Source organism: Alicycliphilus sp. T452 (assembly GCF_054512775.1).
The window spans coordinates 19,671-34,644 of record NZ_JBTNEH010000001.1; the positions used below are offsets into that span (position 1 = coordinate 19,671).

Annotated in this window: 10 protein-coding genes and 1 tRNA gene; 3 read left to right on the forward strand and 8 right to left on the reverse strand. The window is 67.4% G+C overall.

All coding sequences use genetic code 11. The annotated features are described in order from the left end of the window. Nucleotides 1-2,145: a hydantoinase/oxoprolinase family protein gene (locus ACX12L_RS00085; RefSeq protein ID WP_459260695.1), complete on the reverse strand. Its 2,145-nt coding sequence runs from the start codon at nucleotides 2,143-2,145 to the stop codon at nucleotides 1-3. A 344-nt stretch (nucleotides 2,146-2,489) separates the two neighbouring features. On the opposite strand from ACX12L_RS00085, the gene ACX12L_RS00090 reads away from it, so the two are divergent. Next, entirely contained in the window at nucleotides 2,490-4,475 is a 1,986-nt protein-coding gene (locus ACX12L_RS00090) for a sigma-54-dependent Fis family transcriptional regulator (protein ID WP_459260696.1), read from the forward strand. A gap of 141 nt (nucleotides 4,476-4,616) precedes the next feature. Here the strand turns inward: ACX12L_RS00090 and ACX12L_RS00095 are convergent. Further along, a tRNA-Lys gene (locus tag ACX12L_RS00095) sits at nucleotides 4,617-4,692 on the reverse strand. 84 nt (nucleotides 4,693-4,776) lie between these two features. After that, complete coding sequence (locus ACX12L_RS00100; RefSeq protein WP_459260697.1) at nucleotides 4,777-5,754, reverse strand: GMP reductase; 978 nt, start codon at nucleotides 5,752-5,754, stop codon at nucleotides 4,777-4,779. A 233-nt stretch (nucleotides 5,755-5,987) separates the two neighbouring features. Between ACX12L_RS00100 and ACX12L_RS00105 the strand changes: the two genes are divergently transcribed. Beyond that, nucleotides 5,988-8,387 (forward strand): UvrD-helicase domain-containing protein, encoded by a 2,400-nt coding sequence (locus ACX12L_RS00105; RefSeq protein WP_459260698.1) that lies wholly within the window; start codon nucleotides 5,988-5,990, stop codon nucleotides 8,385-8,387. 21 nt (nucleotides 8,388-8,408) lie between these two features. Here ACX12L_RS00105 and ACX12L_RS00110 read toward each other — a convergent pair whose 3' ends face one another. Continuing rightward, complete coding sequence (locus tag ACX12L_RS00110; protein ID WP_459260699.1) at nucleotides 8,409-10,358, reverse strand: PhoX family protein; 1,950 nt, start codon at nucleotides 10,356-10,358, stop codon at nucleotides 8,409-8,411. Between the two features lie 267 nt (nucleotides 10,359-10,625). Here ACX12L_RS00110 and ACX12L_RS00115 point away from each other — a divergent pair, with 267 nt between their 5' ends. Next, on the forward strand, nucleotides 10,626-12,215 hold the full coding sequence (locus ACX12L_RS00115; RefSeq protein ID WP_459260700.1) for a sensor domain-containing diguanylate cyclase: 1,590 nt from the start codon (nucleotides 10,626-10,628) through the stop codon (nucleotides 12,213-12,215). A 21-nt stretch (nucleotides 12,216-12,236) separates the two neighbouring features. Here ACX12L_RS00115 and ACX12L_RS00120 read toward each other — a convergent pair whose 3' ends face one another. From ACX12L_RS00120 to ACX12L_RS00135, 4 genes are all read right to left on the reverse strand, one after another. Continuing rightward, nucleotides 12,237-13,058, reverse strand: a complete 822-nt coding sequence (locus tag ACX12L_RS00120; RefSeq protein ID WP_459260701.1) for a BPSS1780 family membrane protein — start codon at nucleotides 13,056-13,058, stop codon at nucleotides 12,237-12,239. Between the two features lie 46 nt (nucleotides 13,059-13,104). Beyond that, nucleotides 13,105-14,055 carry a homoserine kinase gene (locus ACX12L_RS00125; RefSeq protein WP_459260702.1) on the reverse strand — a complete coding sequence of 317 codons (951 nt, stop codon included), beginning with the start codon at nucleotides 14,053-14,055 and terminating at the stop codon, nucleotides 13,105-13,107. Between the two features lie 77 nt (nucleotides 14,056-14,132). Further along, entirely contained in the window at nucleotides 14,133-14,498 is a 366-nt protein-coding gene (locus tag ACX12L_RS00130; protein ID WP_459260703.1) for a hypothetical protein, read from the reverse strand. 29 nt (nucleotides 14,499-14,527) lie between these two features. After that, nucleotides 14,528-14,950 (reverse strand): hypothetical protein, encoded by a 423-nt coding sequence (locus ACX12L_RS00135; protein WP_459260704.1) that lies wholly within the window; start codon nucleotides 14,948-14,950, stop codon nucleotides 14,528-14,530. Between the last annotated feature and the right edge of the window lie 24 nt (nucleotides 14,951-14,974).

A 14,974-nucleotide genomic window follows, 5' to 3' on the forward strand; every position in this document is an offset into this window, starting at 1 on the left:
TTACTTGACTTCCTTGAGGTGGAACAGGCGGTGCTTGTCCACGGTGGTTTCAAACCCATCGGGAACGACGAAGGTGGTGGCGTCCGATTCGATAATGGCGGGGCCGACGATGTGGTTTCCGGCCTTGAGGCCTTCCATCTTCCAGAGCGCCGCATCGACCCATTTCTTGTGGCGGTAGAACGGGCGGGTGCCCAGGTAGGCGGCCTTCGGGGGCGTGGGGCCGGCGTCCGGGTCTTCCGGCAGCACGGGCTTTTGCGTGACGACCATGCCGCGCAGGATGGCGCCGGTGATGGAGAAGCCCAGCTCCGGCGAGCGGGCCGAGTTGGCATAGACGCGTCCGTAGGTGTCCTCGAAGGTTTCGACGATCCGGTCCCAGTCGGCGGCCGTGGCGGCGCTCGTCACGGGGGAGACGATTTCCAGGTCGTTGAGCTGCCCCATGTACTGCATCTTGTAGCCGGGGATCAGCAGCACGTCCTCGGGCTTGTAGCCGTTGAGCACGAACTCGTCGACCACCTTCACGGCCAGCTCGGACCAGGCTTCCTGCAATGACTTGCAGGCAGCCGCCTTGTCGGCCGCGGGCGCATGCTGGGCCACGCCGAGGTCCACCGACTTGTCGTAGCGGTATTCGAAGTCGGCGCAGGCGCATCCGAAGGCCGAGAAACCGGCCGCCCAGGCGGGCACCACGACGTCCTTGAAGCCCACGCCCTCGGTGTAGCCGTAGGTGTGCACCGGACCGGCGCCGCCGTACGAGAAGCAGGTGAACTCCGCCGGGTTGTAGCCCTTGGCGCTGATGTTGGCGCGCAGGTATTCCGACAGGGTCAGGTCCAGCAGCTCGATCACGCCGGCCGCGGCATCCTCCACCGACAGGCCCAGCGGGTCCGCGATCTGCGCCTTGATGTGGTCGCGCGCCCGCTGCACGTCCAGCTTGATGGCCCCGCCCAGGAAGTTGTCGGGGTTCAGGTAGCCCAGCACCACGTGGCAGTCGGAAACCGATACCGTGTCGAGGCCGCTTTCCGGCCAGCAGGTACCCACGCGGTATCCGGCGCTGTCGGGCCCCAGCTTGATGGACTTGCTGTAGGGGTCGAGCCGCACGAAGCTGCCGGCGCCGGCGCCCACCGAATCCATCGCCACCAGCGGCAGCGAGAGCACCAGGCGCGCCATGTCCGGGTCGCTCTTGATCGCGAAATTGCCCTTGGTGATGAGCGCCACGTCGAAGCTGGTGCCGCCGATGTCCGAGCAGGCGATGTTCTCGTCGCCCAGCGCCTCGCCCAGCAGCCTGGAGCCGATCACGCCGCCGATGGGCCCGGAGACGATGGTGCGCGCCAGCTCCTTGGCCTTCCAGCTGATGGTGCCGCCGTGCGTGGCCATGACGCGCAGGTCGAACTTGGCGCCGTGCTTTCTGAAGCGGTCCGAAACCTTCTTGAGCGTCTGGCGCGAGGGCTCGGCGCCATAGGCTTCCAGTATGGTGGTGTTCATACGGTGGCTTTCCTTGCGCGACGGGTAGTAGTCCACCGACGCGAAGACCGGGATGTCCGCCTTCAGCCGCGCGAGCTCCTCCCTGGCGATGTCGCGGGCGCGCTGCTCGCTGGCCTCGTTCTTGTGGGACTGCAGCAGGCAGATCACGATGGCCTGCGACCCGGCTTCCACCAGTTCGCGCGTGGCCTGGCGTACCTCTTCCTCGCGCAGGGGGATGACCACCTTGCCCTGCACGTCGGTGCGCTCGGTCACGCCACGCGTGCGCGAGACGGGCACGAGCGGCTCGTCGTAGCGGTGCGTGTTGAGGTGGATGCGGTCCTCCAGGGCATAGCCCAGGTAGCTCTGCAGGGCCCGGCCCATGGAGTGGATCTGCTCGAAGCCCTTGTTGCAGATCAGGCCCACGTCCAGCCCCTTGCGCATCAGAATGCGGTTGAGCATGGCCGTGCCGGAATAGACGCAGGTCGCCAGCTCGGGATAGACGTCGTCCACGGTCCGGCCCCAGTGGTCCAGCGCGTCGACCGACGAGTTGTAAATCGCCAGGGACTCGTCCCCGGGATTGCTCTGCGCCTTGCCGACGACGAAGCGGCCGTCGTCGCGGACGAAAAAGGTGTCGGTCATCGTGCCGCCGGCATCGATGCCCATCACCTGTACGGTGGATTGCACTTGCATGAATGTCTCCTATCTATGGGTAGGCATGAGGTGGGAATTCCCACGACGACTTCATCGCAACGTGCGTGCCAGGGCAGGCCGATGCCCGGCATTTTTTGAAAATCCCTTTTGAATCAATGGCATGGACGTCATGCCCTTGCACAGATGCCGTCCGCCTGCAGGCTGGCTGCAGTCCGGCTTTCCGACATGTCGCGCCGAGTGTCCGGCTTTCGGACAGCTTGAAATATCTGCAGACAATTACCCGCGCATGGGTGGGTAGTTGACCTGTTGACAGCAAATACTCCGATAACTACTTTTGCGGTCCATGCCCGTATGGGCCCCATGCCTCCTACCTGATCTGCCACATGCCGTTTTCTCAGTGCGGGCCCCTGGTCCCCCGGATCGGCGACGAGTCCCTCGTGGCCTCGGCGTGGGAGCGCTTCGTGCAAGACCGCGCCTTGCCGCGACAGGGCGTGCGCGGGGTGGTGCTGGAGTCTTGGCAGCGTTGCCAGAGCGAGGCCGTGAATCCGGGCAGCCCGCGTGCGCCGGGTGCGACCAGTGAGCACATCCACCAGTTGACGCAGCACAACCACGACCTGTGCGATGCGGCGCGCCCTGTCCTGGGCGGCCTGCGTGACCTGTTGCGCGAGTGCGGCTCCCTCATCATGCTCAGCGACGCGCGCGGGACCATCCTGCAACTCGTGGGGGAGCACCGCGTGCGCACCGCCGGCGAAGGCATCAATCTCGCGATTGGCGGGCAATGGAGCGAAGAGGTCATCGGAACCAACGCCATCGGCACCGCGATCGCGATGTGCGCGCCGGTTCAGATCTACGCCAGCGAGCACTTCTGCCTCGACGTCAAGCGCTGGACCTGTGCTGCGGCGCCGGTGCGCGATCCCCTCAGCGGCGCGCTGCTGGGGGTCGTCGACGTTTCCGGCGTCAAGGAAACCTTCCACGGGCACACGCTGGGGCTGGTCATGGCGGCGGCGCGTCAGATCGAGGGCGAGATCGCACGCCGCGACGCCACGCTCCAAGGCCGCTTGCTGAACCGGTCCATGGAGCTTTTCAAACGCTACGGCAATGACGGCCTCGTGCTGTGCGACCACCGGGGACGCATCATCCGCACCGGTGGCCCATTGCCGCAGATGCGGGACGCGCACGGTGTTGTGCAGTTGTTGGTGCCAGGCGAACGAGTGGATGGGCTCCAGCTGGATCGGCCGGCCGCTGATCGTTCCCGGCCGTATCCGGGGTGGCTGAAACCCGAATGGCGGCATCCGATACGGGACCAGGATGGGGCCTTGGGCACCTTGCTGGTGATCCCGGCGATGCTTCCCCTGCACCGTTCCCGCCCCAAGGCTACCGCCGCCCCCGCTGCAAGCGACGATGCGTTCGCCGACATCGTCGGCGACAGCGAGGTGCTGGAGGCCACGAAAGCCCGGGCGCGGCGCATCGCCATGCTCGATTTGCCGGTGCTGCTGGAAGGGGAAACCGGTGTCGGCAAAGAACTCTTCGCCCGCGCCCTGCACCGCACTGGCCGGTCGCATGCCGGGCCGTTCGTGGCCTTGAACTGCGGAGCGCTGACCCGTGAGCTCCTGGCCAGCGAACTGTTCGGCTACGCCGAAGGCGCATTCACCGGAGCGCGCCGCAGCGGCCTGCCCGGCAAATTCGAGCAGGCCGATGGCGGCACGCTGTTCCTGGACGAAATCGGCGAAATGCCGCTCGACATGCAGCCCCATTTGTTGCGTGTGCTGCAGGATGGCATCGTTGTCCGGCTCGGCGACACGCGCGAACGGCGTGTGTCCGTGCGTCTGATCGCCGCCACCAACCGAGATCTACGGCAGGAGGCGGCCGAAGGACGATTCCGCGAAGACCTCTACCACCGCCTCTGCGTTGTCAGCCTGCCTTTGCCGGCGCTGCGCGACCGCCCGGGGGACATCGAGACGATCATCGGCCATCTCAACCACAAGCTGGCGGAAAAATATGGCTGCGCGCCCAAGGCATGGGACGCATGCGTCTTGCAGGCGTTCCGCCACTATCGTTGGCCGGGCAACATCCGGGAACTGCAGAATGTGTTCGAGGCCGCATTCGCGCTCAGCGAAAACGATGTGATCGAACCGTCTGCCTTGCCCCCCGCCGTTGCGCGAGCTGCGCAGGACGCCGCAGCCGGAGCCGTGTTGCCTCCCTCCCGCTGCGTATCGGGCCGGCTGGAGGACCTGGAGAAGCAGGCCATCCTGGATGCGATCGAAAAATCGCAGCGCAACATGGCAGCCGCGGCACGGAGATTGGGCATCTCTAGAAGCACGCTCTACGTCAAATTGGCCGCAATCCGGGCGCAGAATGGATCGCTTTGATCCGTCCTGAATGGCGTTGACATCCGGATGCCATGGCTGCGTAGCTAATGACGCCCGATGCACCGCATCGGGCGTTTGCATTTCCAGCGGCGAATGAAAAAAACCGGAAGTCGCTATGCGACTTCCGGTTTTTGAGTAGCTTGGTGGGCCCTGAAGGATTCGAACCTTCGACCAACGGATTAAGAGTCCGCTGCTCTACCAACTGAGCTAAGAGCCCTCTCTTTTCAGAGGCGCCGCGTTGCAGCGCAGCCCTGGATTATGCACCAGTTTTTTGTGCTTCCAGAAAAATTGCTGCAAAAAATCACATCAACAGGTGCTCGCCCGCGTTGTCGCCGCCCAGGATCACGTAGTTCACCTTGCGGATGTCCATGAGCCTCCTGCCGCCCGCGTAGCTGATGGAGCTCTGGATGTCCTGCTCCATCTCGACCAGCGTGTCGGCCAGCCTGCCCTTGATGGGTTCGAGGATGCGCTTGCCTTCCACGTGCTTGTATTCGCCCTTGTTGAAGTCGCTGGCCGAGCCGTAGTACTCCTTGTACAGCTCGCCGTCCACTTCCACGGTCTTGCCGGGCGATTCCTCGTGGCCCGCGAACAGCGAGCCGATCATCACCATGGTGGCGCCGAAGCGCACGCTCTTGGCGATGTCGCCGTGGCTCCTGATGCCGCCGTCGGCGATGATGGGCTTGGTGGCCACGCGCGCGCACCACTTCAGGGCCGACAGCTGCCAGCCGCCCGTGCCGAAGCCGGTCTTGAGCTTGGTGATGCAGACCTTGCCCGGGCCCACGCCCACCTTGGTGGCGTCGGCGCCCCAGTTCTCCAGGTCGATCACGGCCTCGGGCGTGGCCACGTTGCCGGCGATCACGAAGGACTGCGGCAGGTGCTGCTTGAGGTAGGCGATCATGTCCCTGACGCTGTCGGAATGGCCGTGGGCGATGTCGATGGTGATGTACTCGGGCGCCAGGCCCTCGGCCTTGAGGCGGTCCACGGTGTCGTAGTCGGCCTGCTTGATGCCCAGCGAGATCGAGGCGAAGCAGCCCTGGGCGCGCATCTCGCGCACGAACTGCAGGTTGTCCAGGTCGAAGCGGTGCATGACGTAGAAATAGCCGTTCTGCGCGAGCCAGGCGCAGATCTTCTCGTCCACCACCGTCTTCATGTTGGCCGGCACCGCCGGCAGCCTGAAGCGCCGCCCGCCCAGCTCCACGCCGGCGTCGCATTCCGAGCGGCTTTGCACGCGGCACTTGCGCGGCAGCAGCAGGATGTTGTCGTAGTCGAAGATTTCCATGAGGTTCCAAGCTCCTGTAGAGGCCGCGCGCGAGGGATTTCGCGGGCGGGAAGGGCGCTTGGCTTGCGTGCCGGTTTCGTGGGCGCTGCCGTGGCAGGCAGCGCCGGACCCTGCTTGCGCAGGCACAAAAAACCGGGCGCAAGAAACTTGGGCCCGGTGATTGATTGTATACCTGTGCCGGGCGGCTTGCCCCTCCAGTCCGGCGGGCGGCAGGGGGTTTCTACAATCCCCGGATGCATTCTCCAGAATCGTTTTCCCCGGCCCCCGCAGCGCTCCTGCAGGGCCTGAATCCCGAGCAGCTCGCCGCCGTCACCCTGCCCGCGGGCCATGCGCTGATCCTGGCGGGCGCGGGTTCGGGCAAGACGCGCGTGCTCACCACGCGCATCGCCTGGCTGCTCTCGACCGGCCATGCCGCGCCGGGCGGCATCCTGGCCGTCACCTTCACCAACAAGGCGGCCAAGGAGATGCTCACGCGGCTGTCCGCCATGCTGCCCGTCAACGTGCGCGGCATGTGGATCGGCACTTTCCACGGCCTGTGCAACCGCATGCTGCGCGCGCACCACAAGCTGGCCGGCCTGCCGCAGGGGTTCCAGATCCTGGACACGCAGGACCAGCTCTCGGCCGTCAAGCGCCTGTGCAAGCAGTTCAACGTGGACGAGGAGCGTTTCCCGCCGAAGCAGCTCGCGTATTTCATCTCCGGCTGCAAGGAGGAAGGCCTGCGCCCGCGCGACGTGGAGGCGCACGATTCCGACACGCGCAAGAAGGTCGAGCTGTATCAGCTCTATGAGGAGCAGTGCCAGCGCGAGGGCGTGGTGGATTTCGGCGAGCTGATGCTGCGCAGCTTCGAGCTGCTGCAGGGCAACGACCCGGTGCGCGTGCACTACCAGCGGCGCTTCGCGCACATCCTGGTGGACGAGTTCCAGGATACGAACAAGCTGCAGTACGCCTGGCTCAAGCAGCTTGCGGGCGACGTGGTGGATGGGCGCCTGGTCACCCGGGGCAGCGTGATCGCCGTGGGCGACGACGACCAGAGCATCTACGCCTTCCGCGGCGCGCGTGTGGGCAACATGCAGGACTTCGTGCGCGAGTTTGCCGTAGAGCGCCAGATCAAGCTGGAGCAGAACTACCGCAGCTACAGCAACATCCTCGACTCGGCCAATGCGCTGATCGCCCACAACAGCCGCCGCCTGGGCAAGAACCTGCGCACCACGCAGGGGCCGGGCGAGCCCGTGCGCGTGTACGAGGCCAGCTCCGACCTGGCCGAGGCGCAGTGGATGGTGGACGAGATCCGGCAGCTGGTGCGCGAGGGCGACATGCCGCGCAAGGAGATCGCCGTGCTCTACCGCAGCAATGCGCAAAGCCGGGTCATCGAATCGGCCCTGTTCAACGCCAGCGTGCCCTACCGCGTGTACGGCGGCCTGCGCTTCTTCGAGCGCGCCGAGATCAAGCACGCGCTGGCCTACCTGCGCCTGCTGGAGAACCCGCACGACGACACGAGCTTCATGCGCGTGGTGAACTTCCCGCCGCGCGGCATAGGCGCGCGCACGCTGGAGGCGCTGCAGGACGCGGCGCGCGGCAGCGGCTGCTCGCTGCACGACGCGGTGAGCGCCGTGCCCGGCAAGGCCGGGGCCAACCTGGGCGCCTTCGTGGCCATGGTGGATGTGATGCGCGAGCAGACGCAGGGCCGGAACCTGCGCGGCATCATCGGCCTGGTGCTGGAGTCCAGCGGCCTGCTGGAGCACTACCGCAACGAGAAGGAAGGCGCGGACCGGCTGGAGAACCTGGACGAGCTCATCAGCGCGGCCGAGAGCTTCGTCACGCAGGAAGGCTTCGGCAAGGATGCCGTGGCCCTGCCGGTGGACGAGCAGCGCCCGCCCGCGCTCACGCAAAGCCCGGCGAGCCAGGGGCTGGACCCCGACGCGCCGATGGCCCAGGGCGCTCCCGGCATCGTGGACGCCGACACGGGCGAGACCCTTTCGCCGCTGGCCGCCTTCCTCACCCACGCGGCGCTCGAAGCCGGCGACAACCAGGCCCAGGCCGGGCAGGACGCGGTGCAGCTCATGACCGTGCACGCCAGCAAGGGGCTGGAGTTCGACTGCGTGTTCATCGGCGGCATGGAGGAGGGCCTGTTCCCGCACGAGAACGCCATGAGCGACCAGGGCGGCCTGGAAGAGGAGCGCCGCCTGATGTACGTGGCCATCACCCGCGCAAGAAAGCGCCTGTACCTGAGCCACTCGCAGACGCGCATGCTGCATGGCCAGACGCGCTACAACGTCAGGAGCCGCTTCTTCGACGAACTGCCCGAGGAGGCGCTCAAGTGGCTCACGCCCAGGCAGCCGGGGTTTGGCTCGTTTGCTCCCAATACAGGAGCTGCTAGCGCTTACCAGACGGGCGCTGGAGGTCGATTTGGCTTCAAACCCGAAACCTTCGCCAGCCCGCCCGTGCCGCCGCGCAAGGCGGCGCCCGCCCACGGCCTGCGCGCGGGGCTGGTGGTGTTCCACACCAAGTTCGGCGAGGGCAAGGTGCTGGCCATCGAAGGCCAGGGCGACGATGCGCGCGCCCAGGTGCACTTTCCGCGCCACGGCACCAAGTGGCTGGCGCTGTCGGTGGCCAAGCTCACGGTGGTCGAGTAGGCAGCCGGGCGCCGCGGGGCCTCAGCCCAGCATGGGCTGGCTGGGCGTGCCCGTGAGGTAGCCCACGGCCGCCCCGGCCTTGCCGCGGTAGTTGGCCTTGATCAGCGGGTCCAGCGGGTCCTTGACCACCTTGTGGATGCCGCCCCAGTCGCCCGCGTGCTGGAAGTTGCTCATGATGTACGTCCAGCCGTTGATCTCGTCCACGGCGTGCAGGCCGGTGGATTCGCCGCCCGCGGGGATGGACATGATGCGCGCGAGCTGCCTGGTGTCCACGTTGTAGGCCCACAGGAAGTTGTTCACGTGCTGGCCGCTGTCTTCGCCGATGAACAGGGTGCGCAGCTTTTCCGAGAACTTGAGGTTGTCGGGGTTGCAGACCTTGTCCGGGTTGCCGGTGTTGCCCAGCGCGTCGGCGGCGATGTCCTCGCCGGCCAGCAGGGCCTTGGTGTCCACGGGCATCCATTCGCTGGGGATGGCGGCGCCGTCCGTGTCCTTCTGGCCGCCGCGCAGGTTCAGCGCCATCACCACGCCGGCCTTGAGCGTCTTGGGAATGGAGATGCCGTTGCCCGGCACGTTGGCGGCGTCGCCGGCCACCATGGACTTCTCGCAGTTTTGCAGCGCGGAGTAGGCCACCTTGTCCCTGGCGTTCACCGTCGTGCCCTCCATCTTGGTGAAGCCCATGCTCGCGCCCTTGTACGCGGCGTAGCGGTGGGTCTCCAGGAAGGCTGCGGCCTTGTCCATGCCGGGGTTGATCTTGATCCACTCGGCCTTTCCGTTGGCCACGATCCTGGTGTAGCTGGCGTCGCCCGGGTCCTTGGCCTGCACGCTCATGATGTCCGCGGGCTTGAGCGTGTTCGCGAGCTGCTCGATCTCGGCGCTGGTGGCCGAGCCGAGCCTGATCCACGTGAGCGGCGCGGCGCCGCCCGCTGCCGGGTCGATGGAGAAGCCCGCGCCCACCCTGGCGGCGTACAGCGTGCCCGAGGACAGGTCCTTCTCGCGGTCGGCCACGAACACGAAGTAGGCGCTGTTGGTCGCGTCGTCGCCCATGAGGGCCGTGCGCTGGTCGGGCATGACCTGCACCAGCTCGTGCGAGATGCGGCCCATGCAGAAATGCTTCCTGATGCCGGCCGTGCCGTCGGGGTTCACGGTCACCTCGGGCATGTGGCCGTAGTGGTAGGGGTTGGCCTGGGCCGGGTCGCCGTACAGGTTCCGGCTGTAGGCCTGGAACATGGCGTTGCTCCCGATGGTGAATGCGTCGGGCTCGTACTCCTCGCTCGACAGGTGCGTGCCCCAGGGCGACAGGCTGGCGCCGCAGGTGATCCACAGGCCGTACACCTTGGAGGTGTCCACGTTGTGGTACTTCACCAGGCTCAGCTTGCCCGTGGCCTGATCCTGGTCCAGCGTGAGCACGGCGATGGGCGAGGGCAGCTTGCCGTACATGTCGGTCTTGCCGTCCTGGGCCCAGGTGGTGTATTCGAACTGGACCACGGCGAACACGGGCTTGCCCTTCACGCCGTCCACCTTGGCATTCGGAACGGTGAGCAGCGAGGTGCCGTCGGGCGCGTCGGAGAAGAACTGGCGCCCGCCGCCCGCCACGGTCGCATCGATGATGGGCTGGTTGCGGATGTCGTAGTAGCCGCCCGCCAGCAGCATGCCGCCCTTGCCGTCGCTCACCATGTCGCCGGTGATGAAGAAGGGCTGGTAGGCCAGCGCGAAGCTCTGCGTGGAGCCGTCGTCGAACGTGGCCTTGAGCGCCGAGCCCACCGTCGTGGTGGCCATGGCGGCGGGGTTGGCCAGCGTGGGCGCGGCCATGCCCGTGAAGCTGGCGGACTTGAACGCGGCCGTGCTGTCGCTGCCGCCGCCGCACGCGGCCAGCAGGCCGGTGGCCGAGGCGCCTGCGCCCAGGGGCAGCAGCGGCAGGCCGGCGAGCATTTGCAGGGTCTTGCGGCGGGAAGGCGTGGGGGTGTGGGGCATGGTGCTTTCTGGAAGAGTGAACGGGGTGCAGCGTCGGGGGAAGGCGGCGGGTGCCGTCTTTCTGCTGGACCATGGTAGGAAGCGGCCGTGACGGCGGCGTGACGGGCGCATGACATGCGTGTGACGGGCGTGCCACGGATCCGCCGCGCGGCGCTTCGCACCGGCCCTACCGGCCCTGGCGGTGGCACAATCCTCATATCCGCCCAGGCGGCCGTAGTATTCAGCGGCTTGCTACAAATTTTTATGATTCTGGCGAGTTGTTCCTCCATGGCAGGTGAGCCCCTGATGGGCGAGAAGCGGCGTTCCGGCCATGCACTGTTGCGGTACATGCGCGCGCTGTGCGTGGCCTTGTGTGCCTGGTGCATCGCGCCGCTGGCGCAGGCCGCGGCCTGCGAGGGTGAGCGGCATGTGCGCCTGACACGGGCCGTCGAGCTCAGTGCCGAAGACCTGGCCTACTTCCGCGCCATGGCGCCGCTGCGCGTGCTGTCGGCCGATGCGCCGCCGTTGGTGCGCTACGAAGAGGAAAAGGGCGCCTACACCGGTATCAGCGTCGATGTGTGGTGCTTCGTTGCCGGCAGGCTGGGCCTGCGCTACGAGTTCATCCCGGGGCGGGACCGGACGGTCGCCCAGAGGATCCTGCAGGTGCAGGAGGGCAAGGCCGATGTCTTCATGCCGCTGAGCCTGGAGAGAGAGCGTGCGCAGCGCGGCCTGTTCACGCTGCCCTTTTACGAGAGCTACTACGCCGTCATCGCCCGCAAGGGGCGGCGCCTGCCCATACACGACCTGGCCGACCTGGCGCAATACCACGTCGGCGTGGTGCGCGGCGTGGCGCTGGAGCCCACGCTCAAGGAGATCGTTCCGCCGCACCAGCTCGTCAGCTTCGACGAGGCCAGCAGCGCGGGCATGTTCCTGGCCTTGCGCGACGGCAGCATTGACGTGGCCGTGTTCAACAAGAGCATCTTCGCCGAGAAGCGCTACCTGCACGAGTACTTCGACCTGGAGGACATCCTCACCCTGCACGGCAATCCCCGTAGCTACCGGTTCTACTTCAGCCCCACGCCGCAGCATGAGCGCGTCGTGGCGGCGTTCGACCGCTACCTGGCCGCCATGGATGTGTCCGGGGCCATCGCCGCGCACGAGGAGGGCGAGCGCCAGTTCATCGAGCGCTATGTGGCGCAGCGCGGCCAGCGCATCTTCCTGCAGGTGGCCAGCGTGTCCGCCGCGGTGCTGGTACTGGTGCTCTACCTGTCCCTGCGCAGGTACCACCGGCTGGTGCGCCTGCTGGAGGGCAGCAACAGCCAGATACGCCAGCAGCAGCAGGCCCTGCAGGCGGCCAACCAGGAGCTGGAGCGGCAGAGCCAGACCGACGGCTTGACCGGGCTGGCCAACCGCCGCGAGTTCGACCATGCGCTGCGCCGCGAGCAGGCGCGCCAGCAGCGCACGGGCGCGCCGCTGAGCCTGCTGATGGCGGACGTGGACCATTTCAAGTGCGTCAACGACCACTACGGGCACGCCATGGGCGACGATTACCTGCGCGCCATCGCACGGGTGCTCAGGGCCGCGGTGGGGCGGCCCACCGACCTGGTGGCGCGCTATGGAGGCGAGGAGTTCGTCTGCCTGCTGCCCGACACCGCCGCCGAGGACGCGCTCAAGGTGGCCGAGCGCATCCGCCAGGGCGTTGCCGATCTGGGCCTGCCCAATGCGCTGGCCACCATTCCGCGGCTGACGCTGAGCATCGGCATTGCCACCACGTCGGGCACGGCCGCCACTTCGCAGCAGCTGTTGGCCCAGGCCGATGCCCAGCTCTACGCGGCCAAGCATGCCGGGCGCGACCGGATCCACGCCGTGGCGCCCTGACGGCCGCCGAGCGGCCCGTGGTCAGCTGATCAGCGGGGGCTCGTCGCTGCTCTCGGGATCGGCCTGCTGCGGCGGCTCGAAGCTGTCGCGGAAGGTGAACACCACCGAGGTCAGGAACATGGCGGCGAGCATCATGGCCGTGGCCACCATGATGCTGCTGGCCATGCCCGAGCCCATGCCCACCGCGGCCAGCAGCGTGACCAGCAGGCTCATCGCCAGGCCCGCGCCGAGGAACACGCCCATCCACGACAGGCCGTACACGGTGAAGGCGCCGAAGTTGCGCCAGCAGGCCACGATGCTGAAGAACAGCGCCTTCACGGGCGCCACGTTGTGCCAGTGCACCAGGCCGGGCGCATGCCAGAACAGCAGCGACAGCGGCACGTACAGCAACAGCGACAGCCACATGGCGGCCTGGAAGTCCCCGGCTTCGGCCACCTCGCGCGTGAGCGGCTCGCCGCCCAGGTACACACGCGCGAACTGGCCGCCGTCGATGAGCGCCGACAGCGCCATCACCGCCAGGAAACCCAGGGCATAGAACGCGCCCAGGGTCATCATGGCCTGCAGGCGCTGCCTGCCCGTGCGAAAGGCCACCAGCAGCAGGGCGGGCGTGGGCGTGCGGCCCTGGCTGGCCTCGGCCGCGGCCACCATCATGGCCAGTGTGGCCGAGGGCAGCAGGCCCAGTGCCACGGCAGGGCCGACCAGCGGCAGCATGGTGGCCAGCGACATGGCGGCCATGGTCATGAAGAACAGCGCGGCCAGCGCCATGGGCTGGCGCCAGAACACGGTGATGCCCTGGCGCACCCATTCGAGGCCCGTGCGTGCGGGGACGATGTGCAGTTTCATGGTGTGGCGACTCTACCCCAGAGGGTGGCTCCGGCAGGCAGGTGCGTCAAGGATGTACGGGATGCTGTACGCGCTCGCGCAGCACGCGCTCGAAATGCGCGGGGTCGTGGGGCTTGAGCATGCTGGCCTGGCGCGGCAGGTGGAAGTCCCACAGGCGCGATATCCAGAAGCGCAGCGCGCCGGCGCGCAGCATGGCGGGCAGCAGCTCGCGCTCGGCGGCGGTCAGGGGGCGCACGGCCTGGTAGGCGGCCAGCATGGCGGCGGCGCGCTCGCCGTCGTGGCGGCCCGTGGGCAGATCTATGCACCAGTCGTTCAGGCACACGGCCAGGTCGAACAGCCAGGTGTCCACGCCGGCGAAATAGAAGTCGAAGCAGCCCGTGAGCTCGGTCCCCTCGAACATCACGTTGTCGCGGAACAGGTCGGCATGGATGGGGCCGCGCGGCAGCGCCGCGTAGCCGCTGCCGGCCGCCACGTGGTTCTGGTAGGCGAGCTCCGACTGCAGCAGGGCCGCCTGCCCGGCGCCGACGTGCGGCAGCACCACGGGGGCGGTCTCGTTCCACCAGGGCAGGCCGCGCAGGTTGGGCTGCTGGCGCCCGTAATCGCGCGCGGCCAAGTGCATGCGCGCCAGCAGCAAGCCGACGGCCGCGCAGTGCGGCGCCTGCGGGGCCAGCTGGCTCTTGCCGTGCAGCTTGGTGGCCAGCGCCGCGGGCTTGCCGGCCACGGTGTGCAGGATCTCGCCGTGTTTGTCGGCCTGCGGGTCGGGCACGGGAATGCCGGCGTGCGCCAGGTGCTTCATCAGGTGCAGGTAGAAGGGCAGCTGCTCGAACGTCAGGCGCTCGAACAGTGTGAGCACGTATTCGCCCTGCGCGCTGGTGACGAAGTAGTTGGTGTTCTCTATGCCGCCCTCGATGCCGCGCAGCGCGAGCAGCTCGCCCAGTTGCAGGCGGCGCAGCAGGTCGCTCGCCTCTTTGCTGGAGACTTCGGTAAAAACGGCCATGGGTCAGTGAAAAGCGTGCGGCAAAAGCAGGGACGGGCGCGCGCCTGTCGGCGGCGGGGCGGAGGAGGGGTTGGGGGTCAGAACTTGCGCAGGTTCCACACGCGCGGCGCGGTCACGGTATCGGATTCGTTGAAGTTGCCGGGCCGTGCGCGCGCGCCGTCGTTGGACTGCACCTCGTAGGGCGGCATGGGCGTGCCGGTCTTGGGCTGCACCGTGATGCTCTGCGTCTGGCCGCCCACGCGCAGCTCGTCGACCCGGCTGCCGGCGTCCTCGATCACGATGCGCTGTACGCGCTGGTCACGACGGCCATCTGCTTTTTGCTCTTTTTCCAATAGCTGGCCGCGCTCTGCCATATTGGGCTGAGCTTGATCCTGGCCTGAATTCTGGGCCAGGGCGGGGGCGCTGGCGATGGCCAGCAGCAGAAGGCAATGAACGGCGCGCATGGCGCGATTGTAGGTCGTGGGCGCCGGGATCAGCGCTGCGGCGGGCAGCTGCCGCCCGTGCAGGCCACGGTGTACTGGGCGATGAAGCTGCGGAAATTCTTTCCGAGCCTGCCCATCTCCGCGCAGGTGTCGCCGCGCGCGTCGAAGGCGAAGCCCTGGGTGCCCGCGGCGTTGAACAGTTCCACGCGGCTGAGCCCCACGGCGGCGAACTGCGCCGGCTCGTACCACTGCTGGGCGCAGATGTTGTGGAAGACGAAGGTGCCGTACACGAGCTCGGTGACCTCGGGCTTGTTGAGCTGCGCCCGCAGCACGCCGGCGTCGAACCGCGCCGCCGTGATGCCCCCGCCCTTGACGGACTTCTGCAGCAGGGGCGGCATGTTGTTCCTGGGTTCGGCATCGGCCAGGGCCGGCATGGATGCGGCGCAGGCCAGCAGCGCGAGGATGTGTTTCATGGGCGGAAAAAGAATGAGGCGGGG

Bases quoted from the DNA above. Each gene is read 5' to 3' on its own strand.
- ACX12L_RS00085 (WP_459260695.1), bottom strand. From the start codon at position 2,145: ATGCAAGTGCAATCCACCGTACAGGTGATGGGCATCGATGCCGGCGGC.
- ACX12L_RS00090 (WP_459260696.1), top strand. From the start codon at position 2,490: ATGCCGTTTTCTCAGTGCGGGCCCCTGGTCCCCCGGATCGGCGACGAG.
- ACX12L_RS00100 (WP_459260697.1), bottom strand. From the start codon at position 5,754: ATGGAAATCTTCGACTACGACAACATCCTGCTGCTGCCGCGCAAGTGC.
- ACX12L_RS00105 (WP_459260698.1), top strand. From the start codon at position 5,988: ATGCATTCTCCAGAATCGTTTTCCCCGGCCCCCGCAGCGCTCCTGCAG.
- ACX12L_RS00110 (WP_459260699.1), bottom strand. From the start codon at position 10,358: ATGCCCCACACCCCCACGCCTTCCCGCCGCAAGACCCTGCAAATGCTC.
- ACX12L_RS00115 (WP_459260700.1), top strand. From the start codon at position 10,626: ATGGCAGGTGAGCCCCTGATGGGCGAGAAGCGGCGTTCCGGCCATGCA.
- ACX12L_RS00120 (WP_459260701.1), bottom strand. From the start codon at position 13,058: ATGAAACTGCACATCGTCCCCGCACGCACGGGCCTCGAATGGGTGCGC.
- ACX12L_RS00125 (WP_459260702.1), bottom strand. From the start codon at position 14,055: ATGGCCGTTTTTACCGAAGTCTCCAGCAAAGAGGCGAGCGACCTGCTG.
- ACX12L_RS00130 (WP_459260703.1), bottom strand. From the start codon at position 14,498: ATGCGCGCCGTTCATTGCCTTCTGCTGCTGGCCATCGCCAGCGCCCCC.
- ACX12L_RS00135 (WP_459260704.1), bottom strand. From the start codon at position 14,950: ATGAAACACATCCTCGCGCTGCTGGCCTGCGCCGCATCCATGCCGGCC.